Origin of the sequence: Neisseria brasiliensis (genome assembly GCF_009671065.1) — a bacterium.
Classification (GTDB): Bacteria; Pseudomonadota; Gammaproteobacteria; order Burkholderiales; family Neisseriaceae; genus Neisseria; species Neisseria brasiliensis.
In genome coordinates this window covers 187,341-213,128 of sequence record NZ_CP046027.1, presented here as the reverse complement: position 1 = coordinate 213,128, position 25,788 = coordinate 187,341, and the positions used below count along the sequence as shown (strand labels likewise).

General features: G+C 48.5%; 23 protein-coding genes and 2 pseudogenes. 8 read left to right on the top strand and 17 right to left on the bottom strand.

Annotated elements, in window-relative coordinates; all coding sequences use genetic code 11:
- Window positions 1-30: 30 nt before the first annotated feature.
- Window positions 31-1,326, bottom strand: a complete 1,296-nt coding sequence (clpX, locus tag GJV52_RS01200; RefSeq protein ID WP_095503745.1) for an ATP-dependent Clp protease ATP-binding subunit ClpX — start codon at window positions 1,324-1,326, stop codon at window positions 31-33.
- 272 nt (window positions 1,327-1,598) lie between these two features.
- Between clpX and GJV52_RS01195 the strand changes: the two genes are divergently transcribed.
- Window positions 1,599-2,540, top strand: a complete 942-nt coding sequence (locus GJV52_RS01195) for a serine hydrolase (protein WP_095503744.1) — start codon at window positions 1,599-1,601, stop codon at window positions 2,538-2,540.
- 133 nt (window positions 2,541-2,673) lie between these two features.
- Window positions 2,674-3,444 carry a M48 family metallopeptidase gene (locus tag GJV52_RS01190; protein WP_100563432.1) on the top strand — a complete coding sequence of 257 codons (771 nt, stop codon included), beginning with the start codon at window positions 2,674-2,676 and terminating at the stop codon, window positions 3,442-3,444.
- Between the two features lie 95 nt (window positions 3,445-3,539).
- On the opposite strand, the gene GJV52_RS01185 is transcribed toward GJV52_RS01190, so the two are convergent.
- From GJV52_RS01185 to GJV52_RS01160, 6 genes and pseudogenes are all read right to left on the bottom strand, one after another.
- Window positions 3,540-4,247 (bottom strand): SIMPL domain-containing protein, encoded by a 708-nt coding sequence (locus tag GJV52_RS01185; RefSeq protein WP_095502160.1) that lies wholly within the window; start codon window positions 4,245-4,247, stop codon window positions 3,540-3,542.
- Between the two features lie 121 nt (window positions 4,248-4,368).
- Window positions 4,369-5,775 (bottom strand): Trk system potassium transporter TrkA, encoded by a 1,407-nt coding sequence (gene trkA / locus GJV52_RS01180; protein ID WP_100563446.1) that lies wholly within the window; start codon window positions 5,773-5,775, stop codon window positions 4,369-4,371.
- 258 nt (window positions 5,776-6,033) lie between these two features.
- Window positions 6,034-7,482: pseudogene (locus GJV52_RS01175) on the bottom strand (DASS family sodium-coupled anion symporter).
- A gap of 305 nt (window positions 7,483-7,787) precedes the next feature.
- Complete coding sequence (locus tag GJV52_RS01170) at window positions 7,788-9,044, bottom strand: complex I 51 kDa subunit family protein (protein WP_095502161.1); 1,257 nt, start codon at window positions 9,042-9,044, stop codon at window positions 7,788-7,790.
- The gene (locus GJV52_RS01165; RefSeq protein WP_100563434.1) at window positions 9,041-10,663 is read right to left on the bottom strand and encodes an FAD-binding protein; all 1,623 of its coding nucleotides are present in this window, start codon (window positions 10,661-10,663) and stop codon (window positions 9,041-9,043) included. Before GJV52_RS01165 ends, GJV52_RS01170 begins: the two co-directional genes overlap by 4 nt.
- Window position 10,664: 1 nt before the next feature.
- Window positions 10,665-11,300, bottom strand: a pseudogene (locus tag GJV52_RS01160) (2Fe-2S iron-sulfur cluster-binding protein).
- An 826-nt stretch (window positions 11,301-12,126) separates the two neighbouring features.
- Here GJV52_RS01160 and GJV52_RS01155 point away from each other — a divergent pair.
- On the top strand, window positions 12,127-13,650 hold the full coding sequence (locus tag GJV52_RS01155) for a fumarate hydratase (protein WP_095503341.1): 1,524 nt from the start codon (window positions 12,127-12,129) through the stop codon (window positions 13,648-13,650).
- Between the two features lie 184 nt (window positions 13,651-13,834).
- A complete protein-coding gene (locus GJV52_RS01150) occupies window positions 13,835-15,250 on the top strand; it encodes a PhoH family protein (protein ID WP_100563436.1) in 1,416 nt (471 codons plus the stop codon).
- A gap of 222 nt (window positions 15,251-15,472) precedes the next feature.
- On the opposite strand, the gene GJV52_RS01145 is transcribed toward GJV52_RS01150, so the two are convergent.
- Window positions 15,473-15,829: an MmcQ/YjbR family DNA-binding protein gene (locus GJV52_RS01145; RefSeq protein WP_100563438.1), complete on the bottom strand. Its 357-nt coding sequence runs from the start codon at window positions 15,827-15,829 to the stop codon at window positions 15,473-15,475.
- A 2-nt stretch (window positions 15,830-15,831) separates the two neighbouring features.
- Complete coding sequence (gene yciA, locus GJV52_RS01140; protein ID WP_095503339.1) at window positions 15,832-16,287, bottom strand: acyl-CoA thioester hydrolase YciA; 456 nt, start codon at window positions 16,285-16,287, stop codon at window positions 15,832-15,834.
- 135 nt (window positions 16,288-16,422) lie between these two features.
- Here yciA and pip point away from each other — a divergent pair, with 135 nt between their 5' ends.
- Window positions 16,423-17,358: a prolyl aminopeptidase gene (gene pip / locus GJV52_RS01135; protein ID WP_100563440.1), complete on the top strand. Its 936-nt coding sequence runs from the start codon at window positions 16,423-16,425 to the stop codon at window positions 17,356-17,358.
- Window positions 17,359-17,395: 37 nt separating this feature from the next.
- Here the strand turns inward: pip and GJV52_RS01130 are convergent, their stop codons facing one another.
- Both GJV52_RS01130 and GJV52_RS01125 read right to left on the bottom strand, forming a co-directional pair.
- Window positions 17,396-18,997, bottom strand: coding sequence for a phosphoethanolamine transferase (locus GJV52_RS01130; RefSeq protein ID WP_195690054.1), 1,602 nt, complete (start codon window positions 18,995-18,997; stop codon window positions 17,396-17,398).
- A 72-nt stretch (window positions 18,998-19,069) separates the two neighbouring features.
- Window positions 19,070-19,603: an inorganic diphosphatase gene (locus GJV52_RS01125; RefSeq protein ID WP_095503335.1), complete on the bottom strand. Its 534-nt coding sequence runs from the start codon at window positions 19,601-19,603 to the stop codon at window positions 19,070-19,072.
- A 193-nt stretch (window positions 19,604-19,796) separates the two neighbouring features.
- Between GJV52_RS01125 and phoU the strand changes: the two genes are divergently transcribed.
- Window positions 19,797-20,492 carry a phosphate signaling complex protein PhoU gene (gene phoU / locus GJV52_RS01120; RefSeq protein WP_095503334.1) on the top strand — a complete coding sequence of 232 codons (696 nt, stop codon included), beginning with the start codon at window positions 19,797-19,799 and terminating at the stop codon, window positions 20,490-20,492.
- A 228-nt stretch (window positions 20,493-20,720) separates the two neighbouring features.
- Here the strand turns inward: phoU and nudB are convergent, their stop codons facing one another.
- The 6 genes from nudB to GJV52_RS01090 all read right to left on the bottom strand — a co-directional run bounded on the left by nudB (window position 20,721) and on the right by GJV52_RS01090 (window position 24,523).
- A complete protein-coding gene (gene nudB, locus GJV52_RS01115; protein ID WP_095503333.1) occupies window positions 20,721-21,176 on the bottom strand; it encodes a dihydroneopterin triphosphate diphosphatase in 456 nt (151 codons plus the stop codon).
- Window positions 21,173-22,558, bottom strand: coding sequence for a mechanosensitive ion channel family protein (locus tag GJV52_RS01110; RefSeq protein WP_369832056.1), 1,386 nt, complete (start codon window positions 22,556-22,558; stop codon window positions 21,173-21,175). Before GJV52_RS01110 ends, nudB begins: the two co-directional genes overlap by 4 nt.
- A gap of 226 nt (window positions 22,559-22,784) precedes the next feature.
- Window positions 22,785-23,288 (bottom strand): helix-turn-helix domain-containing protein, encoded by a 504-nt coding sequence (locus GJV52_RS01105; RefSeq protein WP_195690053.1) that lies wholly within the window; start codon window positions 23,286-23,288, stop codon window positions 22,785-22,787.
- Complete coding sequence (locus GJV52_RS01100; protein WP_095503330.1) at window positions 23,263-23,616, bottom strand: hypothetical protein; 354 nt, start codon at window positions 23,614-23,616, stop codon at window positions 23,263-23,265. The genes GJV52_RS01105 and GJV52_RS01100 overlap by 26 nt, the downstream gene beginning before the upstream one ends.
- Before the next feature lie 64 nt (window positions 23,617-23,680).
- Window positions 23,681-23,980: a hypothetical protein gene (locus GJV52_RS01095; protein ID WP_095503329.1), complete on the bottom strand. Its 300-nt coding sequence runs from the start codon at window positions 23,978-23,980 to the stop codon at window positions 23,681-23,683.
- Window positions 23,981-24,169: 189 nt separating this feature from the next.
- Window positions 24,170-24,523, bottom strand: a complete 354-nt coding sequence (locus GJV52_RS01090) for an AraC family transcriptional regulator N-terminal domain-containing protein (RefSeq protein ID WP_095503328.1) — start codon at window positions 24,521-24,523, stop codon at window positions 24,170-24,172.
- Window positions 24,524-24,763: 240 nt separating this feature from the next.
- On the opposite strand from GJV52_RS01090, the gene GJV52_RS01085 reads away from it, so the two are divergent.
- The gene (locus tag GJV52_RS01085) at window positions 24,764-24,949 is read left to right on the top strand and encodes a hypothetical protein (RefSeq protein WP_095503327.1); all 186 of its coding nucleotides are present in this window, start codon (window positions 24,764-24,766) and stop codon (window positions 24,947-24,949) included.
- Between the two features lie 146 nt (window positions 24,950-25,095).
- Window positions 25,096-25,692, top strand: coding sequence for an LURP-one-related/scramblase family protein (locus tag GJV52_RS01080; RefSeq protein WP_095503326.1), 597 nt, complete (start codon window positions 25,096-25,098; stop codon window positions 25,690-25,692).
- Window positions 25,693-25,788 lie beyond the last annotated feature (96 nt).

The following is a 25,788-nucleotide window of genomic DNA, read 5'->3' as shown; positions in this document are numbered from 1 at the left end:
CTGATTGATGCAATAATCTGATATTACTGATTATTTGCTGCTTTTACGCGTTTTCTTTGCTGCTTTAGGCTCTTGGTATTCGCTGCCGTCAGCCAGCAGTAATTTTGGTGCTTCGCCTTTGTCGATGACGCTTTGATTAATAACGACTTTTTTCACGTCTTTCAAATCCGGCAGCTGATACATGGTGTCGAGCAGGCAGCGTTCAACAATCGAACGTAAGCCGCGCGCGCCGGTTTTGCGTTCCATGGCTTGCTTGGCAATGCTGCGCAGGGCATCTTCTTCTATTTCCAATTCAACATCTTCCATGCCGAACAAGATTTGGTATTGTTTAACCAAAGCATTTTTCGGTTCGGTCAGAATATTGATCAGGGCATCTTCATCTAATTCGGCCAAAGTGGCGATCACTGGCAAGCGGCCGATTAACTCAGGAATCAGGCCAAATTTGATTAAGTCTTCCGGCTCGACGGTTTCGAATAATTCGGAAATATTGACGTTTTCATCTTTGCTGTGTACTGCTGCACCAAAGCCGATGCCGCCTTTTTCCGTGCGTTGGCGGATGACTTTTTCCAAGCCGGCAAACGCGCCACCGCAGATAAACAGGATATTGGTGGTATCAACATTGATGAATTCTTGATTCGGATGCTTACGGCCACCTTGCGGCGGAACACTGGCAACGGTGCCTTCAATCAGTTTTAGCAAAGCTTGTTGCACGCCTTCACCTGATACGTCGCGGGTGATAGACGGGTTGTCGCTCTTGCGGGAAATTTTGTCGATTTCGTCAATATACACAATACCGCGCTGGGCTTTTTCGACGTCAAAATCGCATTTCCCCAGCAGCTTGGTGATGATTTGTTCCACGTCTTCACCGACATAACCGGCTTCGGTTAAGGTAGTGGCATCGGCCATTACGAAAGGCACGTCCAATTTACGTGCCAAGGATTGGGCTAGTAAGGTCTTGCCCGAACCGGTCGGACCGATCAGCAGGATATTGGATTTGGATAATTCAACATTGCCGTTGGCTTTAGGGTGGCGCAAGCGTTTGTAATGGTTGTAAACGGCAACAGCCAAGGCTTTTTTTGCGTGTTCTTGCCCGATAACGTGATCGTTGAGATTGGCTACGATTTCGGCGGGTGTCGGCAGAGGGGCGTTCTCAGCAGCTTTGGGGCCATCCGGTTCGGCAGGGCTATCGCTCTCGGAATCTTGCAGCATGACACCGCAGGTTTCCACGCATTCGTTACAGATAAAAGCGTGCTCGCCTTCAATCAAATTTTTGACTTCATGTTCTGACTTGCCGCAGAACGAGCATGAGCGTTTTTCTTCAGACATAGTTTTTATTCTTTAAAATATTAATATGACAGCAGGGAAATCTTCCTAGAATGATTTCTTGATAAAGTTGCTTAGTATAATAAGTATCGTCGGGTTTATCAAATTTGCTGTCGGATTGTTGCGAAAATTTCGACATTGGGTGAAAGGTTGGCGGGATAACTTGCAAACAAACGCAAAGATTCAATGACTTGCTTTACATTTTTTTAAAAATTGTCGAAAATGACGGAATATTTTAATTGAAATGTTGTAACAAATCCGTGAAAGATACCGCTATGTCAGTAAAAAAATGGTGTAACAAATTAAGTGCGGCCTGCTTGGGTGTGACACTTGCAGCAACGGCTTTTCCTGCTGCTGCCAATGATATGGATGTATTGGGTCAGTTTCTAGAACAGAATTTCCCAACCCAGCAAGACCCGTTGGGCGCATTTGCCGAAACACAAGCCGAGAAGGTAGAAGCCCAAGCCATGATGGCAGGGCCGTTGTTGTCGTCGCAATCTGCGCTGATTCTGAATAACCGCACGGGTGAAGTGTTGTATCAGAAAAACGCCAACCGCGTGATGCCGATTGCGTCGATTTCAAAATTGATGAGTGCGATTGTGATTTTGGATGCCAAATTGGACATGAATCAAATGGTTGAGATTACACCGGCTGAGATTGACCGCTTGAAAGGTACCGGCAGCCGGCTCAGTATCGGTACTACATTACCGCGTAGTGAATTACTGCATTTAAGTCTGATGAGCAGTGAAAACCGCGCCACGCATGCGTTGGGTCGCACTTATCCGGGCGGCATGAGTGCATTTGTGGCGGCGATGAATGCCAAGGCGCAAAGCTTGGGTATGTACAACAGCCGTTTTTATGAGCCAACCGGTTTGGATTTTCGTAATGTGTCAACGGCACATGACTTGAGCCGTCTGGTTGCGGCAGCCAGCAAATATCCGCTGATCCGTACAAATTCAACTTCTAACTATGGTTCTGTCCAGACTGTGCGCGGTCGCCAGAATTACAAAAATTCCAATGCCTTAGTGCGTGAAGGCGCATGGAATATTGAGTTGCAAAAAACGGGTTATATCCGTGAATCAGGCCGCTCGATGGTAGTGAAGGCGAATGTACAAAACCAGCCAGTGACCATCGTTTTGTTGAATTCACCAAGCTCGGTACTACGTGTTAAAGATGCACGCAGTATCCAATCGTGGATGTTGCAAACCCGTTCTTAATGATGTGATTAAGAAAGGCCGTCTGAAGATTATCGGTGAGATAGAAGGTTTCAGACGGCCTTTTTGTGTATGAAAAGCATCTGAATAAACCACATTCACACGTTATATTGTGTGCATTAACTGGGAGCGATTGATGACGATTCAGGATAAACACTATGCTTGGTTAACCGCTGCGGTGTTGGCGGTGAGCGGTTGTACTTCAGTAGCGGACATGGTCGGCTATGATTCAGCTACCTTGAACGAGGCTGCAGCAAAAAATTACACACAGGTCATGCAAAAGGCACAAAGCCAACGCATTTTGGATACGACTTCACAAACTGCGCGCCGCGTGTATGCCGTATTCAACCGTATGAAACCATACGCCAATCAGGCCAACCGCACGGGTGTGCCGTTTAACTGGCAGATGAGCGTGATTCGCAGCAACGAAATGAACGCATGGGCGATGCCGGGCGGAAAAATGGCAATGTATACCGGCATGGTCGAGTGCTTGAAGCTTACTGATGATGAAATTGCAGCTGTGGTCGGCCATGAAATGACCCATGCCTTATTGGAACACAGCAAAAAAGCCATCGGCGGCCAAGTGTTGACCGGCTTGGGCGGTTCGATTTTGGCAAGCGCCACTGGTGTTGATGGCAGTTTGATTGGTTTGGGTACGGATTTAGCGGCGACCAAACCGTTTTCACGCCGTCAGGAAAATGAAGCCGATGCAGGCGGTGTGCGCTTGATGGCGCAGGCCGGTTACAATCCGCAAGCGGCCATCAGCGTTTGGCAGAAAATGAATCAAGCGCAAAGCGGTACGTCGATTTCAGTATTGTCGACCCATCCGGCCAACGATGCGCGTATTAGCGCCATCCGTAAAATGTTGCCGGAAGTGATGCCGATTTACGAGCGCAGCAAACGTTGATTTGAGGATTAAATAGCAATAATGATGCCGTCTGAAACGAATAATCTGTTTCAGACGGCCTTTTATCATGAATCCGGCTGATGCCGTCTGAAGCCTTACATCTGAATCGAACCATCAACCGTAATGCTGATTTCTTCCGAACCTGGTGATGTGGTTTCTACTGTATCCGCCATCATGGCAGACGCTGGTGCGGCGGTACGGTACATTCTGCCTGCTGCCATGTTTTCTGATTGTACGCTGTTGCTGCCAATGTGGCCTAAGTTGATTTTGACGATTTTGTAATCGCGGTGGCCTAAGGTTTCAGCCAAGGTTTGGGCGCGTTGTTTGAAGCGGGTGATGGCGGACTTGCTCACTTCGTCAATCACCGATTCGCGTTTTTCTTTGGATACGCTGAAATGGGTGTATTGGACATGGGCATCGTTTTGGGTTTCGGCAATTAGGCGGTTGAGTGCGGCGAAATCTTTGCTTTCCACTTTGAAATCAGCGCGTTCTTCCCAACCGGTTTGGGTGCGTTTGCCGTTAGTGTATTGGTAACGCGGCGAAACATTGCGGCTGAGCAATTCGGTTTTGAAGGCGCTGTTTTTGGCTTGGCGGTTGAAACTGTTGAATTTTTTGATAAAAGCAGCATTCACTGCTTGTCGCTCTTTGCCTTCGGCGCGTACTTGAAAGCGGGCGGTCATGGTGTCGCGTGGTACTTCCATTACGGCGCTTTCGGAAAACTCAACGATGTTGTAGTGTAAAGGCTCGGCGGCTACAGGTAGGGCGGCGGCGAGTAATAAGGCAGTTAAGGCTGGGCGGAACATGGCTTTTCCTTTGGGTGATGTTATAAGGTAATAATATAGCATATTGTTATGCAAAATGGTGTAAGGCCGTCTGAAAGAATGTGTTTCAGACGGCCTTTATCATATTTTACGCGCTGGTTGGTTAGCCAAAGAAGCCCATTTTTACTTGAATCAGCTTTTCCAATTCGCGCAACACACGGCGGCGGGAAACGAAGAAAATCACATGGTCGCCTTCTTGCAGGATTTCATCGGTGTGGTGTCCCATAATCACTTCTTCACCGCGCACCAAGGCCGCAAAATGGCAGCCGGTCGGCCAGTCAACATCGCTGATTTTGCGGCCGACAATGGCGGAAGTATTTTCATCACCGTGCACAATCACTTCAATCGCTTCAGCCGTACCGCGGCGCAGCGGATGCACGGCCACTACGTCGCCGCGGCGGATGTGTGCCAGAATCGATCCGATGGTGGTTAAGTGTGGTGAAACCACAATATCGATTTTGTTGCCTTCCAATAAATCTACGTAGCTGGAGCGGTTGACAATGGCAATCACACGTTTGGCGCCGAGATTTTTGGCCAACAGGCTCGACATGATGTTGTTTTCATCATCATTGGTCAGCGCGCAATAAATATCGATTTCATCGATGTATTCTTCGTTAAGCAGCGATTCATCATTGGCCGAGCCGTGCAGCACCAAGGTATTGTCGAGATTTTCTGCCAACCATTCGGCACGGGTGGCGTTGTATTCGATGATTTTGATGTCGTATTTGTTTTCCAGCTTTTTGGCCAAGCGGTAACCGATGTTGCCGCCGCCGGCAATCATGATGCGGCGGCTGCGTTGCTCTTTCGGTCGCAATTCGCGGATGATGGCATCAATATTGTCGATGTTGGCGACAAAAAACACTTCATCGCCTTCGATAATCACGGTTTTTGATGACGGCACAATCAGGCGGTTGTTGCGGTAGATGGCGCAGATTTGGCAGTCGATGCCTTCGGGTAGGTGGGCGTTGATGTCAGCGATTTCCTTGCCGACCAGCAAACCGCCTTGTCGCGCCTGCACAATGACCATCTGCACTTTATTGTCGGCAAAGTTCAAGACCTGTAATGCGCTATTGTAGCTGAGCAGGCCGACCAATTGCTCGGTGACCAATTGCTCGGGGCTGATGGTTTCGGTGATGTCGAAGATGTTCAGGCTGTTGCTGTCCTCGCCTTCTTTATTGGGAAAACTGTATTCCAAATATTCACTCGAACGCACGCGCGCGATGCGGTTGGGCACATTGAAAATATCGGCAGCGATTTTACAGGCAACAATATTGGTTTCGTCGCTACGGGTCAGCGCGAGCAGCAAATCGGAATCGGCAGCGGCGGCGCGTTCCAATACGGAAGGCGATGCCCCGTTGCCGATGATGGTTTGCACATCAAGCTTGCTGCTGAGCAGATGCAGGGCTTTTTCATCGACATCGACAATGGTCACATCGTTGCTGGGCAGGGAAGCAAGGTTTTGGGCAACGGTCGAGCCGACTTGGCCGCTGCCGAGAATCAGGATTTTCACGGTGATTGAATTTGAGAGAAACAGAATGTGTTTATTGTATAACAAAGGCCGTCTGAAAACGAAGTTTTCAGACGGCCTGAGACCTTTACAAAACCCTAGATTTGAGTACAGTTCAAAGTTGTAGCAGCGCAGAAAGCGCAGACATATCATCAAGATAGGCAAGCTTTCGAGCAGCGCACAACGAAGAAATGTGCCAAAGATAGGGATTTTGCAAAGGTCTCGGGCCTTTGTTGATTTTAGGTCAGTTTACCGGAGTGATTACCAGGTGCCGAAAATCAGCAATTCCAACACGCTCATGATAAAGCCTGCTTTCCACCATTCTTGCATGGTAACGAAATTGGAGCCGTAAATCACCGGTGATGAGCCTGAAGCGTAGTGGGTAAGCGACATCATGATGCCGGTCGATGCGGCCATCACCAAGGCAAACAGCATAGGTGGCGCGCCCAAGGCCAAACCTGCGCCGTAGAATGCGCCGAACATGGCGGTAACGTGAGCGGTGCCGCTGGCGAACATATAATGTGAATACACATAAGCCGCCACAAATAAGGCACAACCGCCGACCCAATCCAAGCCCATGCTAGAAATACCGGCTTGCAGGTAGTCAGACAACCAGCCGATTAAGCCCAGTTTGTTTAAGAAGTTGGCCATCATCACCAAGGCGGCAAACCAAACGATGGTATCCCATGCGCCTTTTTCTTTCAGCGCGTCTTCCCAAGTCAATACGCCGGTGAGCAGACATAATGAAAAGCCTAAGAAAGTGGTGGCCGTAGCGTCGATTTTTACGCCAAACAGCATTTCCGGCACACCTGCCCACAACACCAGCAGCAACAGGAAAATACCCAGCATGATTTTTTCGTTGCGCTGCATAGGGTCCATTTTGTGTAATTCTTCTTTGGCCAATGCGGTGGCGTTCGGCGTTTGCTTGATTTCAGGCGGATACAGGAAATACAGCACAATCGGCATAATCAGCAAGGCAACCAAGCCCGGCACGACCATGGCCATAAACCAAGTGCCTCAAGTCAGGTGGATGTCGGAATTGGTGGCTTTGGCAACCAGTTCGACCACCAAAGGGTTAGGCGCGGTGGCAGTGATGAAGATACAGCAGGTGATGATGTTGGCGTGGTAGTTGACCAAGGCCAGATACTTACCGATTTTGCCTTCTGTACCGTTTTCCGGATTGGAATCAAAGCTCAAGGCAATGGATTTCATAATCGGGTGCACAATCGCGCCACCGTGGGCGGTGTTACTCGGGGTAACCGGTGCGATAAACAAATCGGCAATCGCCAAGCTGTAGCCCACGCCCAAGGTGCGTTTGCCGAATCATGAAATCAACAGATAACCGATGCGTGCGCCTAAGCCGGTCTTCAACAGGCCGCGTGAAATCATGATGGCGACACCAATCATCCAAATCAGCGAGTTGTTCAAGCTGCTCAAGGCATCTTTCATGGCTTGGCCGGCCGGATTTTTCACCGGCTCGCCGTCCACCAATTCAGGTACGGTTACGCCGGTGAGCGCCACCAAAGTAATCGCCAACATCGCCATCGCACCAATCGGCATGGCTTTGCCGATGATGCCCGCGATGATGCCGACAAACAATGCCAACAAATGCCACGCTTGCGGTGACACACCTTCCGGCACCGGAATGCCGAACCAAATCAGCAGCGTCAGCGCCAGCGCGACCGCCGCAGGGATAGGTTTAAAACCCATGTTTCATCTCCAATCAGAAGTATCGTCAAAACTGTTTTCAGACGGCCTTTTTCATCAGGCCGTCTGAAAGATTAAAAGAATGTGCAGTTTGATGTTTTTCTTATGTTTTTCAGACGGCCTTGAAAGAAACTAGGCAGCCTGTTTTGGTGTGGTTTTTATGTTTGGTAGCGATTCAGGCGGCATCATAGAGCAAAACTTTGAGGCCGTCTGAAATCTTAGCCAACACTAAAAGGATTGATGACATACATCAATTTTCAGACGGTCTTTTAAGCAATAAAGGTTTCAAGGCCGTCTGAAAGCTAGGTTTATTCGTGTTCGCTCGGCGCCAAACCGTATTCTTCCGGAAAGGTACGCAATGAGCTTTGCAACACGGTGACTGCGCCGTCAATCAAGCCGCAGCGGCCGCTTCTTGGCAGCAGTTGACACAGGCTTTGCAAAGCGCGCAAGTCGTCGGCGGTGCCGATGCCGGTGTCCACACGGTTGAGCAGGCGAGACAATTGGAAGGTGCCGCCTTTGCACGGCGGGCATTGGCCGCAAGAGTTGGCCGCGAAAAATTCCACGTATTCCGACACCTTACGCACCACGCTGGTGCCTTCCGAAATCACAATCATCGCACCGGTGCCGAGGCTGGATTTGCGTTCGCGCACGGACACGAAATCCAGCGGCACATCCAAATCTTTGGCCGTCAGCAAGGTGTTTGACGGGCCGCCGGTAAACACGGCTTTGAAAGTGCGGCCTTCGAGCATACCGCCGCCGTATTCAAAAATCAGCGTGTAAAGCGTGGTGCCCATCGGTAATTCGTATAAGCCCGGGTTCAACACGTCGCCCGATAAGGAATACAACTTGGTGCCGACAGCATCGCCCAAGCCCAAGCTGCGGTACCATTCTGCACCTTTTGCCAAAATCTGCGGGATATTGGCGAAAGTTTCGGTGTTGTTAATCAGCGTTGGTTCGCCGTTGACACCGCTTTCGGCAGGAAATGGCGGCTTGCGGCGCGGGAATGGGAAACCGCCTTCCAGCCATGAAATCACCGCGGTTTCTTCACCGCCGATGTAACGGCCGGATGTTTCCACCAGCTGCAAATCCAAAGGTTTGCCCAGATAGTTTTCAATGCGGATAAACAGATCGCTTTGTTTCCATTGCTCAATCGCCGGAATCAAGGAAGCAATCGATTCGGTTTGGTGTGGGTTCACATACAGCACCGCTTTGTTGGCGCGACAGGCGACCGCCGCAATCAACACGCCTTCGATTACTTGGTGTGGGGTTTGCGCCAGTAAGACGCGGTCTTTAAATGTGCCCGGTTCGTCTTCATTGGCATTGCATACGATGTATTTGTCGCCGTTTTTGCTTTGTGCAGTCACCGCTGCTTCCCATTTGCGCCAAGTCGGAAAACCCGCGCCGCTCATGCCGCACAAGTTGGCTTCTTGCAGTTTGGACACAATGTTTTGCGGGTCGGCCAATGCCGCCAGCAAGCCTTCGCCACCGCCGACATTGCGCCAAGCGGCTAAATCCGCGCCCACTCGGTGGGCAGGGTGTAATAAGTTTTGGTTGGCCTGATTCATGATTGCACCTCCTGCAAGCCTGCGTGTTCGCGTAAATCGAATGTGCCGTAATCCGGATACAATACCGGCGCTTTGACATCGCTGGTCAAACCGGCGCGGGTCATTTCACGTTGCAAATCATGCACATGATCGACACCGCCGCGCACTTTTTTCAATGGTAAGCCGCAGTTGGCTGCTGCCACACCGGCACGTCGGCCGAAGCTGATGATGTCAAGCAGGGCATTGCCCATCAGGCGGTTGCGGCCGTGAATGCCGCCGGTCACTTCTCCTGCCGCGTATAAACCCGGTATGGTGGTTGAGCCGTCGCTGTTGATTTCCATGCCGCCGTTTTGGTAGTGCAGCGTCGGGTGAATCATCATCGGTTCGACTTTCGGATTCACGCCGCATTTGTGGGCAACGTGGCCTAAAGTCACCAAGCGGTTCAACACTTCGGGATCGTTTTCAATCAGGCGCGGGGTATCCAAGAACACGCCGACTTGACCGTCGCGCACCACGCCGCGACCTTCGGCCACTTCGCGCAAAATCGCGGCAGCCACTACGTCACGCGGTTGCAGTTCATCCACAAAACGCTCGCCCAAACCATTCACCAATTTGGTGCCGGCCGAACGCACGGCTTCCGAAATCAACGCGCCGGCCAAATGCGGCGGATGCGCCACGCCGGTCGGGTGGTATTGGAAAGAATCGATATCGCGCAATTTCACGCCGATGCGGTAGGCCATCACCAAACCATCGGCGGTGGCGCCGTAGTGATTCGATGTGGCAAAACCCTGCAAATGCAGACGGCCTGAACCGCTGGTAGCCAACACCACAGATTTGGCGTGTACCAGCAGCAGGCTGCGTTTTTCCAAATCGTATAAAATCGCACCGACACAGCGGCCGTGTTCGTCAGACAATAATTCAATCGCCGGATGGCGGTTGAGCTGGGTGATGTTTTCGTCGAGCTCCACCGCTTCACGCAACACGCGCATCATTTCCAAGCCGGTAAAGTCGCGGTAGTGCAGAATGCGTGGCACGGTGGTGCCGCCGGCACGTTTGCGGCTCAAATGGCCGTTGCTGTCGGCACCTTGCGCCAAATCGAAGGTCATGCCCAAGCCAATCAGCCAACGGATGGCCGATGGCGCATCGGTAACCATTTGCGCGACCAAGGCTTGTTTAGCTGCGTTGTGGCCGCCTTTGATGGTGTCGTCGAAGTGTTGCTGCAGGCTGTCTTCCGCGCCGACGGCTGCTTGAATGCCGCCTTCGGCCATCACGGTGTTGCTGTCGCCGATACGCAGGTTGTTCGCCATTATCACACGGGAGCCTGTTTCGCTGGCTGACAACGCCGCCCCCGCACCGCCGCCACCAATCACCAATACATCAGTGTGAACGTGTTCGGCACGCGATAAATCGTAATCGTCAATCAAGGGCTGGCTGATTAAGAGTTTGGCCAAATCAGGGTGACAATAGTCGCCGGCATTCGGGCCAATCGGCAGCTTCACGCGCGCGCTCGGTTGGTAATCGGGGTGGTAGCGGCTTAATAATTCGTCTTTCGGCGGCAAATCGGTGCGCATTTCCAATGATGATGCACGCAGATTGGCCAGTGCGGTTTCGTAATCAATACCGGTTACTTGCTTTTCCATTTCAGACGGCCTCCTCTTCAAATTCCACGCGCATTTTGCCGCTGTCGATTTCGCGCAGACGGCGCATTAAATCTACCGGACGTAATGTACGCGCGGCTTTCATAAGGCGAGCAAACAAGCCCAAGTGGTTGGGGCGGATATGCTCAGGGCAGGCCAGCGTGCATAAATTACACATCACGCATTGGTCGAAGGTATCAGCTGCCGCACCAAAATCGCCCAAGACTACTTGCGCCACACCGTTTTCAACTTGCAAGCCTTTCGGGCAGGCGCGGTTGCAGCCGCCACAGTGACGGCAGTTTTGCGCTTCGGGGAAAGATTTGGCGGTGTCGTCGAGTCAGTTCCAGCCGTCGCCGATTTCTTTGATGTCGTAATACTGAATATGCTCGGGGATAAAGTAATCAATAAAGCTCACCTGCATACCGGCTTCGACTTTGGTTTCGCAGGCAAGGGCGGTGGTGATATCGCGTTCGCCTTCTTTGCGCACCATGCAGCGGCATGAGCCGCACACGCCTTGACCCATACAACCGACGTTGGCGGTAATCGCGCTGCCGGCACGGGCATAGGCCTGAATAATGGACGAGTCGGGCGAAGCGTGTACTTCGTGGCCGTCGATGGTGAGGGTAATCAAATCACTCATGGGTTGTGTCCTGTTGAAAAGAAAAAAGTAATGGTGGTGTGTTGCTTTGTATTTTTATTACTTGGCTTTGATTTTTAAAACCTGAGTAAACTTGTCAGGAAATTTTCGTTATAAATCAAAGCTAATTCAATGAGATAAGTGTAGCAGAAATCGAAGTTGATGGGATGGCAGGGGGAGGTAATGAGGCCGTCTGAAGGACTGTGAACAAAAAAAGCGTGATTTTAGGCCGTCTGAATACTAAAAAACTGATTATCAAAGAAAAATAATTTCATAATAAATGGAAATTGAAGTAAATTAGGATTATGTTTAAGAATAAATATCATTATTTATAAATCAGATATTTTTATAATTTATTGAATATAATATAAAAAATGGAATTTAAAATTGATGAATGGTTATGTTATTTAATTTCATTGATTGAATGTAACTTGATGTTGGTCAAACGCTGCCGTTAAAAAGATGACAAAAATTTTCTGATTGTGTAGTTTACATTATCGCAAAAGGCCGTCTGAAAACAGTGTGATAGCGAATTGTACTTGCAAAACAGTGTGCTATCATATTTATTGGATGGTATAGGCAAAGTTTAACGCTTGCCTTGATGAAATGTAAGATTATTCCAAATTGGAGTCCAGATAAAAGATTGATGTTCTCAAATTCTGAGTAAATTTATCAATTATTAAATTGAAGTAAAATCAAAAAATTAGCAAATGCAGGCTGTTTTTCTGACTTAAAAACAAGCACTATACAGCCTACCAATAGGCCGTCTGAAAACAGACTCTGCCCACAACAACACAAACCAAACTTTTTTATCTAAAAAGGAACTGCCATGACCATCATCAAACAAGAGGATTTCATCCGCAGCATTTGCGATGCCTTCCAATTTATCAGCTATTACCATCCGAAAGATTACATCGACGCACTGTATCAGGCGTGGCAGAAAGAGGAAAATCCGGCGGCCAAAGATGCGATGACGCAAATCTTGGTCAACAGCCGCATGTGTGCCGAAGGCCACCGCCCGATTTGCCAAGATACCGGCATTGCCACCGTGTTTTTGAAAGTCGGCATGAATGTGCAATGGGATGCCGAAATGAGCGTGGAAGACATGGTGAACGAAGGCGTGCGCCGTGCCTACACTTGGGAAGGCAACACCTTGCGTGCTTCAGTATTGGCCGACCCTGCGGGTAAACGCCAAAACACCAAAGACAACACCCCGGCCGTGATTCACATGAGCATTGTGCCGGGCGACAAAGTAGAAGTGACCTGCGCGGCCAAAGGCGGCGGCTCGGAAAACAAATCCAAATTGGCGATGCTGAACCCGTCTGACAACATCGTCGATTGGGTGCTGAAAACCATCCCAACCATGGGCGCGGGCTGGTGTCCGCCGGGCATTTTGGGCATCGGTATCGGCGGCACCCCTGAAAAAGCCGTGTTGATGGCCAAAGAATCGCTGATGGATCACATCGACATTCAAGATTTGCAAGCCAAAGCTGCATCAGGTGCCGAATTGTCGACCACCGAAGCACTGCGTTTGGAATTGTTTGAAAAAGTCAACGCATTGGGCATTGGTGCACAAGGCTTGGGCGGCTTGACCACCGTGTTGGACGTAAAAATCTTGGATTACCCAACCCATGCCGCCTCTAAACCGATTGCCATGATTCCAAACTGCGCGGCCACCCGCCACGTTGAATTTGAATTGGACGGTTCAGGCCCAGTAGAACTCACTCCGCCAAGCGTAGAAGACTGGCCGGACATCACCTACAATCCCGACAACGGCAAACGCGTTGACGTGAACAACCTGACCAAAGAAGAAGTAGCCACTTGGAAAACCGGCGATGTATTGCTGCTCAACGGTAAAATCCTGACCGGCCGCGATGCCGCGCACAAACGCATGGTCGATATGCTCAACAAAGGCGAGCAATTGCCGGTTGATTTCACCAACCGCCTGATTTACTACGTAGGCCCGGTTGATCCGGTGGGCGATGAAGTGGTGGGCCCGGCCGGTCCGACTACCGCGACCCGTATGGATAAATTCACCCGCCAAATGCTGGAACAAACCGGTCTGCTCGGTATGATCGGTAAATCCGAGCGCGGTGCCGCCACTTGCGAAGCCATTGCCGACAACAAAGCCGTGTATCTGATGGCGGTGGGCGGCGCGGCCTATCTGGTGGCCAAAGCGATTAAAGGCGCGCAAGTGCTGGCGTTCCCAGAATTGGGTATGGAAGCCATTTACGAATTTGATGTTAAAGATATGCCGGTAACGGTAGCAGTCGATAGCGACGGCCAATCCATCCACGCCATCGCGCCGAAACAATGGCAAGCCAAAATCGGTATTATTCCGGTGGAAAGCTAATCAGGTTTAAATCATCAAAGGCCGTCTGAAAACAGAGTTTTCAGACGGCCTTTTTTCATATTTGTCACAATCAATTCATCTATAAACCTATTAAAATCAAGGCATCTATATTGCTTTCATGCCGCTGTAACACAGCTTTGCCAAACTGAAGCCGATTTCACCACAACCATAAAAGGAACACACAATGTCTCCAAAGCTCACCGGTGGCGGCCGCAAGCTGTTTATTCTCGATACCAATGTGATGTTGCACGACCCGTCTTGCCTGTTCCGTTTTCAGGAACACGACATTTTCATTCCAATGGTGACCTTGGAAGAAATGGACAACCACAAAAAAGGCTCGTCCGACGTGGCGCGTAATGCCCGTCAGACCAGCCGTTATCTGGATGAATTGCTTAATGCCGAGCCACATGGGCTGCATCAGGGCATTGCGCTGAATGTATTGGGGCATGCCGATGCCAAAGGTAAATTGTTGCTGCAAACCGAAATGCTGCAAGCCGATTTGCCCGAAGTATTGAGCGGGCAAACCGGCGATAATCAGATTTTGGCGGTGGTGATGAGTTTGTCGCACCGCATTTGCGGCGATTACGATTATGTCGCGCTGGTGTCGAAAGACATCAATATCCGCATTAAAGCGCGCACGCTGGGGTTGAATGCCGAAGACTACATCAACGATAACGTATTGGAAGACAGCGATATTTTATACAGCGGTTTGCGCAGGCTCACGCCGGAATTTTGGGCAAACAACGGCACGCATTTGAATTCATGGCAGGAAAATGGCCGCGCCTATTACCACATCGAAGGCAATGATACGCCGCATTTACTGCTCAACGAATTATTGGTGGATGAACACGGCGAACCGCCTTTGAGCGCACGTGTTATCGAGCAGAACCACGGCAAAGTGTTGCTCGAAACCTTAAAAGATTACAGCGGCCGCAACAATGTATTCGGCATTTCCGCCCGCAACCGTGAACAAAATTTCGCCTTGAATTTATTGATGGATCCCGAAATCGATTTGGTGACGATTTTAGGGCAGGCCGGTACCGGCAAAACGCTGCTGACGCTTGCTGCCGCGTTGACACAAACCTTTGACGACAAGCGCTACAACGAAATTATCATGACCCGCATCACCGTGCCGGTGGGCGAAGACATCGGCTTTTTACCGGGCACGGAAGAAGAGAAAATGAATCCGTGGATGGGCGCGCTGGAAGACAATTTGGAAGTATTGACCCAACAAAACGACGGCGACGAATTCAGCGCGTGGGCGAAAAAAGCCACGTCCGACTTAATCCGCGCCCGCATTAAAGTGCGCTCGCTCAATTTTATGCGCGGACGCACGTTCCAAAACAAATTCGTTATCATCGATGAAGCGCAAAACCTGACCGCCAAGCAAATGAAAACCCTGATTACCCGCGCAGGTAAAGGTACGAAAGTGGTGTGTTTGGGCAATTTGGCGCAAATCGACACGCCGTATCTTACCGAAGGCAGTAGCGGCTTGAGTTATGTGGTGGAGCGGTTTAAAGGTTGGCAGCATTACGGTCATATTACACTGCAACAAGGCGAGCGCTCACGTTTGTCGGATTTTGCGGTGGAAGTGTTGTAGGCTAAAGAATAATCATGCCGAGACCTTTGCAAACTCCCCATCTTTGGCACATTTCTTCGTTATGCGCTGCTCGAAAGCTTGCCTATCTTCGTGATATGTCTGCGCTTTCTGCGCTGCTATAACTTCGAACTGCACTCAAATCTGGGGTTTTGCAAAGGTCTCATGCCGTCTGAAACGTTTCAGACGGCATTTTATTTTCCTAAAAAAGAGAGGCACATTTCATCACTTTTGCGTCAGCGCAAAACTTTGCGCCAGCAATTCCCACACCAAATCCGCATCTACTTCCGCTAAAACCAAGCTCACCCAATGCGTTTTGTTCATGTGGTAAGCCGGCAAAACACCTGGCATCTGCCGCAAGCTGCCGACCATTTCCGGCGGGCATTTCACGTTTAGCAAAGCCACATAGCCATCGCCTTTACGGCCGATTTTTTCGACAGCCACCGGCAGATAAGCGCCGAACGATTTCTGTTTGCCAGCAGCATGGCGGAACACGGCGTATTCGGGAAATTTCGCCCACAAATACTGCGGCTCGGCGCCGAAGCGCTTTGCAATGCCGCTGAATAAAGTTGCCTGATTCATATTCAGACGGCCTGTTTCGGCGATAGAAATGCATCCAAGCGCGGATTATTGTCGCGTGGAATAGGGCGCGGGCGGCCTTCGTGGTCGATGGCAACGAAGGTGAACACCGCTTCTGTGACCAGCTCAAGCGGAATATTCGGCTCATCGGCGACAAACGGCTTCACCCACACTTCCACTTCGATTTTCAGCGAGGTATTGCCCACGCCCAAACAACGTGCATACACGCCGACCACATGGCCGACTTTGACCGGCCGCAGAAAGCTCATTTCTTGCACCGAAACCGTGACAATCCGCCCCTGCGCGATTTCCGCCGCCAAAATGCCACCGCCCAAATCCATTTGCGACATAATCCAGCCGCCGAACACATCTAAATTAGTGTTGGTGTCTTTCGGCCGCGCGACCGTGCGCAGCATCAATTCGCCTTCGGGCTTGGCGTGTGTGGTTTGATTTTCGCTCATGTTTCTTCCTTTGTTGTCATACCAATCAAACTTTATTTTACGATGAAAACAGGCTGTCTGAAACCTTTATCCCGACTTTCAGACGGCCTGTTTTCAATGCTAAAATTTTGTTCCACTTTAAATCAGGATTTTCCCATGCACCCGATTCGCGAACCGCACCGCAGCGGCTTACTGCCCGTATCCGCACGCCATCAAATTTATTGGGAAGAATCCGGCAATCCCGATGGCTTGCCGGTGATTTTTCTGCACGGCGGCCCTGGCGCAGGCGCTTCGCCGGCGTGTCGCGGATTTTTCCATCCCGATGTGTACCGGATTGTGATCATTGACCAACGCGGTTGCGGCCGCTCGCTGCCTTATGCCTGCATCGAAGACAACACCACTTGGGATTTGGTGGCCGACATCGAAGCCGTGCGCCGCATGCTCGGCATTGAGAAATGGCTGGTGTTCGGTGGCTCATGGGGCAGTACGTTAGCCTTGGCCTATGCCGAAACCCATCCCGATCGCGTGGCCGGATTGGTGTTGCGCGGCATTTTCCTATGTAGGCCGTCTGAAACCGCTTGGCTGAACGAGCAGGGTGGTGTCAGCCAAATTTATCCGCAGCAATGGCAGCAGTTTCTTGCCCCAATTCCCGAACATAAACGCAGCAATCTGATTGCTGCGTATCACGAATTATTACACGGCGAAGACGAACAAGGCCGTCTGAAAGCAGCCAAAGCATGGGCAGATTGGGAAAGCTATTTGGTGCAATTTGAACCGAAAGACGTGGATAAAGACGCGCAAGAATCGCTCGCCATCGCCCGCATAGAAACGCATTATTTTGTGCATCAAGGCTGGTTGCAAGGCGATAAAGCGATTTTGAACAACATTAATCCAATCCGCCATATCCCGACCATCATCTGCCAAGGCCGCTACGATTTATGTACCCCAATGCAAAGCGCATGGGAACTGGCGCAAGCCTTTCCCGAAGCCGAATTGCGCATAGTGCAGGGCGGACATTCTTCGTTTGATGAGGTCTTAAGTACGGCATTAACGCAAGCAGTCGAGGATATATCGGCCAAACTGGGAGGGTAAAGCGAAAGGCCGTCTGAAATTTTCAGATGGCCTTTGTTTATGGTTTTAATGAGACATCATCCTCTAATCTGTTATAAGGAATTATTTTTTCCCAATCAAATACTTTAATTTCATTTGTAGGCTCTTCAGAAAAAAAGCGATAAGGGAGCTTGAGTTTGGGCTCATCAATTCCCAGCCACTCGGCAAAACCATGAATAAAGTAGAAACCACTGCGTGCAGCTTGTTGTCGAGACTGATGTGTGTCATCACTGGAAATCCTGATAAATGGCACATGATAAGCCTGTTTTTGTTTAGGAGAGTTGGTTAAAGTTACATTGGCAGAGTTTTTATTAATATGTGCTAAACCATGGTCTGATAAATAAATCAGAGAATAACTGCCAGTCGCTTGCAATGCTTTAGTAATTTCTTCTATCAATTTATCTGTTTGCTTGAGCGTTTCTAGATAGCAGGACATTTCTTTGCTTTTAAATGTTTCTGAAACCGGCTGTATCAGTCGTTTGCAGAAGTCAGGATGTGAGCCGTTGATGTGAAAAACATATAAAGATGGTTGCTTTGATTTCTGATAGTTGGCTAAGGTTGTTTTGAAATCGTCTAACACAATCATGTCACTGAATTTTCCAATTTCTGCCCGTGGTGCATTAGGTTCATAAAATTTGGTATATTTCGCTTGAATACCTACTCGTGAAGCTGCAGTATCGGCATCTTGTCCTGTTGGTTGGGTTGAAAACCAGTATGTTTGGAACCCTGCAGCATTTGCCAGTGAGATAATATTATTTGAAAAGATTGCCTGATTTTCGTGGGTAAGGTGTAGCATACGTGTTAATGATAGCTGTGTATTGGGTGATGGTGCGATAAAGTTATCTAAGATTAAGCCGTTTACATGTTTGAGATAAGGACTGGTATCAATTGGAAAACCATAGGGCGATAAATAATCAGCACGAACGCTTTCTCCAATAATCAGAACATAATTTTGATAATGAGGATGGACATTTTTAATTTTCCAAACAGTTTCATCGGAAAGAAAATGTTTGGCTTGTGCCATCTCATCCTGATATTGTTTGATGGCTTGGAACGTTTTAATATAGAAATGGATGTTGGATACAAGAGTGTTATTTAAATTAAAAGGTTGGTGTCGTTTAAGTGTGGTAGTAGTAGGTTTATGTAAAACCAATAATATGAAAATACTAAACAAAATCAGCTTGCTGTGATAGTTAAACCAGTATAATTTGCTTGCTTGCTTGCTTGCTTGCTTGCTTGCTTGCTTGCTTGCTTGCTTGCTTGCTGCAAATAATACGGTTAAACCGCTTAAGAATACGGTAAGTCCCATTAACCAGCTTTTAAGTGGTAAGGTGCTGATGAATTCCAAACTTTCATTAGAGTTAGTTTCAAAAGCAGAAGCAATAAGCCCGATATTGATATTGCCGTACAGTTGTGCGATAGGAGCAAAACAGGTGCATACAATCAGATTTAATAGAAAAACAATTTGAAATAAAGATTTATTCAATTGAAATAAGGCGTACCAAAAACAGGCCATTGCTAAAAAAGTACCGTCTTCTACAGAATAACCTAAGCTAGGGACGGTACTTAACGAGAAAATAAAAATGGTGATAAATAAGCCATATTGTTTAAGTATAGACATAAGTAATCCTTTATATATAGACGCCGTCTGAAAAACATTTTCAGACGGCATCTTTTCATTCAAGCACATCAATTAAGCCTGTTCGTTCCAGCGCTCAATCGATTCTTTAATCACTTTTTTGGCTTCCTCCACATCTCCCCAAGATTCAACTTTGGTGGTGCCTGCTTTTTTCAGGTCTTTGTAGTGGTTGAAGTGGAATTCGATTTGTTTGATCAATTGTTGCGGCAGGTCGGCCAGTGATTGGTAGGCGTTGCCGTTGTTGCGGTCGTCGGCCGGTACGCAGACGATTTTGTCGTCCACTTCGCCGTCGTCGACGAATTTCATCACGCCGATCACGCGGGCTTCTAAGAAGATGCCGGTGGCCAATGGCTGCTCGGTCACCAGCAATACGTCGAGTTCGTCGCCGTCTTCATCCAAGGTTTGCGGGATAAAGCCGTAGTTGGTCGGTTTGGCGAAAATTGCAGGCTCTACGCGGTCGAGTTGGAAAGCGGCCAATTTGCGGTTCCATTCGATTTTGTGGTTGCTGCCGCAAGGGATTTCGTTGACTACGTTGATGATGCCGCCGTCTACATCGCCCGGGGTCAGGATTTGGTTAAAATCTGCCATGTGTGTTTCCTTTGAAAATAGGTTGGGTTAAACGGGCAAAGTATAGCAAACAAAAGGCCGTCTGAACATTGGGCGGGGTTGGTGTGGTGGCAAGGGGCTGATTTATGACAACAGATGGGCCTTGAAATATTTTTGTCAAAATATTGTCATAAAAACCTGATATTTTAAGGGCTTCTTAATCTAGGAGACGAGAATGTCCGAGCATATTTCATCGCATTTCCATCAGGAATTGGAACAGGTGCGCACCGATGTATTGGCCATGGGCGGTTTGATTGAGCAGCAGCTCGGACAAACTCTGGAAGCCTTCAATGATGCCAACAAGGAAATTTTGGCGCAGGTGGTGCAAAACGACGATAAAATCAATGAGTTGGAAGTATCGATTGATGATGCCTGCCAAACGATTTTGGTGCGCCGCCAGCCGACTGCCAGCGATTTGCGTTTGGTGTTGACCGTGAGCCGCGTGATTGTGGATTTGGAGCGTATGGGCGATGAAATCAAGAAAATCGCCTTGCACGCCAATGGTTTGATTGCGAAACATCATGTCAGCTACAAGCAGCTTTATGATACGCGCCGTTTGTTGGAAATGACGGTGCCGATGTTGCGCCAGTCTTTGGATGCGTTTGCGCGTTTGGATGATGAAACTATTCTGAAAATCAATGAATTGGATAAATCTTTAGACATGGCCTACCACAATCAGTCGCGCGCCTTGTTGACGTATATGATGGAAGACCCGCACAGCATCGGTATTGGTATGGAAACAATGTTGATGAACAAAGCGGCCGAGCGGATTGGCGATCATGCGAAAAATATTTGCGAACATGTGGTTTATTTGGTGCGCGGTATTGATGTGCGCCATGTGCCGGTGGATGAGATTCACAAGAATTTTTAAGGCCGAGACCTTTGCAAAACCCCAGATTTGAGTGCAGTTCGAGGTTATAGCAGCGCAGAAAGCGCAGACATATCACCTAGATAGGCAAGCTTTTGAGCAGCGCATAACGAAGAAATGTGCTAAAGATGGGGATTGTGCAAAGATCTCAGGCCGTCTGAAGGTTTGGGGAATGAATCTGCTGCGTTTCCCGAAAAAAATGCCGTCTGAAATGTGTTCAGACGGCATTGATTATTTGTTCCCCAGCCTTTTTTGCAAAGCCAAAATCGCCCGTTTATTCGATGGCGAAAACACTTTTTCCGCCGCTTCTTCGGCGCTAAACCAGCCATACGCCACATGTTCCGCCGCTTGCAGTGTGATGGCCGTATCGCGCGGAATTTCAGCGGAGAAGATGTGTTCGCGGTTTTCAAACACGCCTTTGGGGTAGCGGTGGCGCCAGTGGTGGTAGATTTCATAGACCGTGCTTTCATGCCAATCAATCAATTGGCCGTCTGAAAGCGAAATGCCGGTTTCTTCCCATACTTCGCGCTTGGCAGTTGCGGCGATGTTGTCGTCTTCCGGTTCGATGCTGCCGGTGACGGATTGCCAAAAGCCTTGCGGGGCGGTGCGCTCGATTAAAAGAATGTTGCCGTCTTTATCGTGCAGCACCACCAAGGCGGAGACGGGGTATTTCAGCGGTTTGCTCATCGGTCGTCGTGTTCCGCGTCGAAATTTTTGTCGGAACGCGTATCTTTTTTCACTTCCATACCGGCGCGCATCATGGCGACATTATCGGGTGCGCGCTCTTCATTGAGAATGCGGATTTCGCGTTGCGGGAACGGGAACTCAATGTCGCTTTCGTTAAAGCGTTTCCAAATATCCAGCAAAATTGCTGAAAACAGGCCGACAAAGCCGTTCTCCGGGTCTTTTACCCAAAAGCCGACACGCAGATTAACGCCGTTATCGCCGAAGCTGATTAAAAAAGCTTTGGGGGCGGGGTCGGTTTGTATGCGTTCTTGTGCCTTAGCGGCTTCTTCCATAATTTTCATCGCCAAAGTCAAATCGGTGTGGTAAGCGACTTGTACGTCAATGCTCTGCCACAAAGATTTGGCGGTGTAGGATTCGTTGATTACGGTGGAGGTGATGAACGTCTCGTTCGGAATCAAGGCTTCGCCGCCTGCGACGCTTTTTAAGACCACAAAGCGCGAAGTGATTTTGGTGACATAGCCGGTGAAATTGTCCACCGTCAAACGGTCGCCCGGGCGGATGGAGCGGTCGCCCAAAATGATAAAGCCAGAGATGTAGTTGCTCGCCACTTTTTGCAGGCCAAAACCAATGCCGACACCCAGCGCACCACCAAATACTGATAACACAGTCAAATCAATGCCCACCAGCGGCAATGCAATCAAAATCGCCAACACAGTTAAAAATGCTTTGACAACTTTCGACATCACGATGCGCAGGTTGAGATCCATGTGCTCGTTTTTCATCAGCCAGTCTTCAATCCGGCGGCCCAGCCACATGGCAAAGGTTAACACCACCGCCACCCACAACAGGCCGGTGAGAATGGTGTACACGCTTAGATTAATCGAACCGATGCTGAGCTTGGTATCTTGCAAAATGCCAATGAGCAAATCATCGATACCCGACAACCAAATGACAAAACATACCCACAATGTGCCGGATAAGAAGCGTTCCAGCCAGTCGGTCACCTTATGGCTTGGTAATGCGGCATGCACCAAAGACAACACCAAGCGAATCAGAATCATCCAGCGTGCGGCCATGATGAGTAAGCGTAGCCATACCGAGCGCAATTCGAACAAATTCCATGTATAAAGCGCGATAATCGAGCAAATCAGCAGCAAAAAAGGCCACAGCAAGCGGTTGCCAATATGGCGGACACTTGCCCATTTTTTGCCGGGCAACACCGGATATTTGCGAATCAGAAATTCCGACAAATAATAAGTCGCTATCATCAGCGCAACGGTAATGCCGATTTCCAGCCAGCCGATGGGTTCGCTGAAGCTGCGTTCCAGCAGGTGGGAAGTGAATTGGTTACGTGCAAACAGATTGAAGAAAAATTCTTTCAAACCGTTGCCGGTTGATTCCAAAAGATGATTGGCGGCTTCACTTACAGGTTTGGCCGCGTTGGCAGATGAAAAAAGCATAAGCATTCTCGTGAATGAGTCGGAATAGGGTGGCGCTGCAAAGGGTAGATCGCGGCCAGATAATGGATTTTAGCATTTCTTTTGAGAAAGAAAGCAGATATGCGTTAAGTAGGCGATTTATTTGAATGTATTGTGAAATTCAGACGGCCTATTGGTCTTCTTTAGGCGTGGTGCCAAACATGCGCTTGTATTCGTGGCTGAATTGGTTGGCGCTCTCGTACCCCACCTGATAGGCGATTTGAGTAATGGGCAAATCACGTTTCAAAATCAGGTTTTTGGCATGATTCAGACGAATTGATTTTTGATACTGCAAGGGCGTATAGCCGGTAATCATCTTGAAATGCTGATAAAAAGCCGATTGCCCCATGCCCGATAATTCGGTTAAGCGGGCAACGGCTAATTTTTCCGCCCAATGCACCTGCAGATAATGGCAGGCTTTTTTAATTTTCTGCAATTGGCTGTTTTGATTGCAAAAAGCGAGCAAATGATTTTTCAGACGGCTTTCAAGTAAATAAAACGCCAATTCTGGTTTGTAACATTCGGCTAAGGCATGGCGCGTGGGGGAAGATGCATCCAGCAGTGCAATCAGGCGGCGCAAGCAATCTTGGATGGCCGGCGATATGCTGTCAAATCCTACCCCGAAAACCGGCACATTGTCGAGGTGCGATTCGCCACGGCAATCCGGGAAAGTTGGTATCGAATTTGGTTAAAATTTTCACCATATCCCGATAGGCTTGGCACAGTTTTGTATGGGTATCCAATTTGGTATACCGGTTAAACAAAAGATAATCGGCGGATTTAATATTCACCCTCCCTGTTAAACCAGTTTCCCACAACGCTCCTTTGTCAGCATCCGAAAACCAAATAACATCATCATCTAGGCATGTTGAATTGATTTTGACCGGGATAACTGTCTCACCGTCTTTCGTGTAATAGCCATAACGAAGGGAAACGAACCCTATTTCTTGCGCAATAGACATTTCAATATCTCATTTTATATAGATACAAAAAAGGCTGCAATTTAATGCAGCCTTTCGGGTTAGCTTAATTGGTTGCGTTAGCTGCCGGTTGAGTATTGTACTTCCGAGCATACTCCAAACGTGCTTGCTCACGCGCTTTCGCGCGAATTGCCTCAATTCGTGCTTGACGACCTTCGTCATAAGCCTGATTCAACACTTTTTGACGACCTTCGTCATAAGCTTTTTGAATAGTCGCTTGGTTTTTTGCTGCCAATTTTGCACCATGCGCACATGCATCAGCAAAAACGCCGCAATCATTGCCTGCAAAAGAGGTCGCTGAAACAAACAATGCGACCAGAGGCAACAGAATGTGTTTGGTTTTCATACGACCTCCTTTATTTAAGGGTAAATATTAAAACATAAATTTCTCTGTACTTTACTTTACCATAAAATCAAGACATGTCAAGACTCACTTGGCTTTGATTGCTCTGATTTTTTTCCAAACTTTGCATTTCAGCGGCAAGTTCCGCTTGCAAAATGCGCTCCTCTTCTTCTTTGTCGATTGAATTTGCACCTACCTATTGCTGCGCAGCGAAGTTTGCGCAGCAATGTCGGCCAGCCATTGCTCATCTAACACCAAACTCACGCCCGTAAATTGCGCGTGGGCATGGGGCAGAAAGCGGGTTGAAATGGGCAGTTGGAACGGAATAAACAGCATATCGCCGCCACGTGCAATGAAAGAGCGGTCACCCAGCCGCATATTTTGTTCGCCCGATAAAATAAATGTTACGGTGGTGTATTCGGAAATTACATCGATTTCGACCGGCGGCTCAGTCGCATGCACCATGATGCCTTCAAAAGGCGTAAGGCTTGTTTGATTAAGGGTTTGAATATGTCGGCTGATGCTTTCAATGGCTGCAGAATCCATAATAAAATCTTTTGATACGACAAAACGATTCTAAACAATTCGTAGGATTAGGCAAGTTTTTTAAAGAATCGGGCAAGTATTGTCCATTAAGATATTTATAATAAAAACAAATTAAGCCCATAAAAAAATCTCATAAATAAAAAGATAGTGCGCTTTACACTTTTCACTCATCAATATGCCGTCTGAACTTTTCAGACGGCATATTGAAATACGCTTTGCAAACAATGAAAGGATCTTGCCATGGAAATCCGCAGCCATATTTACTGCCCGAATTGTCAATTCGCTTACTGCCACCATACTCCCGATGGTTTGCTGCAATGCACGCAATGCGGCCATACTTGGCAAGAAGCGCAGCAAGAATTGGCAAAACACGTTGCCTATCAAAATGGTGAGGTTAAAGAAGTCAACCCTGAAGGCGATTCATAATAAATGCAGCTTTATGCGCTGATGCTAAATTTTTGATCAATCGGAATGGATGGATTTTCGAAACGGCTGTATGTGTGCGATAATGGTTACAAAATGAGTTGATGGCTTCAATAGCGCCATTTTGTCCGTTTTCAGAAAAGAACATCATGCAAAATATCCGTTTCCCCTTAAATTTCCAATTCAAAATTTTCACACCGTCGAACGATTTTTCTGTGTTCGATGCCGATGGCAAGGAAATTGCCTACACGCGGCAGAAGATTTTTAAAATCAAAGAGTCGGTGCAGATTTTTCGCAGCAGCAGCGACAAAACTGAATTGTTCAACATTCAGGCCGACCGTATTATTGATTTTAATGCGGTTTATACCGTGCGCGATTCAAGCGGCAAGCTTATCGGTAAAATCCAGCGCCACGGCATGAAATCGTTGTGGAAAACCAGCTATGTGCTGTTTGACGAGCAGGGGCGCGAAGTATATCAATTGCGTGAAACCAATCCGATGGTGGCGTTGGTCAACGGTTTGATAGGTGAGATTCCGCTGCTTGGTTCGCTGACCGGCTATTTTCTCAACCCGACTTACGCACTCACTGCGCCAGATGGGCAGGAAGTGTATCGCCTGAAAAAAGAGCCATCATTTTTTGAGCGTAAATTCAGCTTGGAGAAACTCGGCCAAACCGATGAGCGCGATGATGTGTTGGTGTTGAATGCGGTGATGATGGTGATGTTGTTGGAGCGTGGTGACGGGTAAATGGTTTAAATGAAAAGGCCCTTACATTCGCCTAACAAGTGCAATTTCCAATAACAGAAAAGGCCAGTATGCGGTAGTATACTGCCTTTCCTGACA

What these genes read in the sequence shown, in the direction of transcription:
- clpX (WP_095503745.1), bottom strand. Translation starts at nt 1,326, where the DNA reads ATGTCTGAAGAAAAACGCTCATGCTCGTTCTGCGGCAAGTCAGAACAT.
- GJV52_RS01195 (WP_095503744.1), top strand. Translation starts at nt 1,599, where the DNA reads ATGTCAGTAAAAAAATGGTGTAACAAATTAAGTGCGGCCTGCTTGGGT.
- GJV52_RS01190 (WP_100563432.1), top strand. Translation starts at nt 2,674, where the DNA reads ATGACGATTCAGGATAAACACTATGCTTGGTTAACCGCTGCGGTGTTG.
- GJV52_RS01185 (WP_095502160.1), bottom strand. Translation starts at nt 4,247, where the DNA reads ATGTTCCGCCCAGCCTTAACTGCCTTATTACTCGCCGCCGCCCTACCT.
- GJV52_RS01170 (WP_095502161.1), bottom strand. Translation starts at nt 9,044, where the DNA reads ATGAATCAGGCCAACCAAAACTTATTACACCCTGCCCACCGAGTGGGC.
- GJV52_RS01165 (WP_100563434.1), bottom strand. Translation starts at nt 10,663, where the DNA reads ATGGAAAAGCAAGTAACCGGTATTGATTACGAAACCGCACTGGCCAAT.
- GJV52_RS01155 (WP_095503341.1), top strand. Translation starts at nt 12,127, where the DNA reads ATGACCATCATCAAACAAGAGGATTTCATCCGCAGCATTTGCGATGCC.
- GJV52_RS01150 (WP_100563436.1), top strand. Translation starts at nt 13,835, where the DNA reads ATGTCTCCAAAGCTCACCGGTGGCGGCCGCAAGCTGTTTATTCTCGAT.
- GJV52_RS01145 (WP_100563438.1), bottom strand. Translation starts at nt 15,829, where the DNA reads ATGAATCAGGCAACTTTATTCAGCGGCATTGCAAAGCGCTTCGGCGCC.
- yciA (WP_095503339.1), bottom strand. Translation starts at nt 16,287, where the DNA reads ATGAGCGAAAATCAAACCACACACGCCAAGCCCGAAGGCGAATTGATG.
- pip (WP_100563440.1), top strand. Translation starts at nt 16,423, where the DNA reads ATGCACCCGATTCGCGAACCGCACCGCAGCGGCTTACTGCCCGTATCC.
- GJV52_RS01130 (WP_195690054.1), bottom strand. Translation starts at nt 18,997, where the DNA reads ATGTCTATACTTAAACAATATGGCTTATTTATCACCATTTTTATTTTC.
- GJV52_RS01125 (WP_095503335.1), bottom strand. Translation starts at nt 19,603, where the DNA reads ATGGCAGATTTTAACCAAATCCTGACCCCGGGCGATGTAGACGGCGGC.
- phoU (WP_095503334.1), top strand. Translation starts at nt 19,797, where the DNA reads ATGTCCGAGCATATTTCATCGCATTTCCATCAGGAATTGGAACAGGTG.
- nudB (WP_095503333.1), bottom strand. Translation starts at nt 21,176, where the DNA reads ATGAGCAAACCGCTGAAATACCCCGTCTCCGCCTTGGTGGTGCTGCAC.
- GJV52_RS01100 (WP_095503330.1), bottom strand. Translation starts at nt 23,616, where the DNA reads ATGTCTATTGCGCAAGAAATAGGGTTCGTTTCCCTTCGTTATGGCTAT.
- GJV52_RS01095 (WP_095503329.1), bottom strand. Translation starts at nt 23,980, where the DNA reads ATGAAAACCAAACACATTCTGTTGCCTCTGGTCGCATTGTTTGTTTCA.
- GJV52_RS01090 (WP_095503328.1), bottom strand. Translation starts at nt 24,523, where the DNA reads ATGGATTCTGCAGCCATTGAAAGCATCAGCCGACATATTCAAACCCTT.
- GJV52_RS01085 (WP_095503327.1), top strand. Translation starts at nt 24,764, where the DNA reads ATGGAAATCCGCAGCCATATTTACTGCCCGAATTGTCAATTCGCTTAC.
- GJV52_RS01080 (WP_095503326.1), top strand. Translation starts at nt 25,096, where the DNA reads ATGCAAAATATCCGTTTCCCCTTAAATTTCCAATTCAAAATTTTCACA.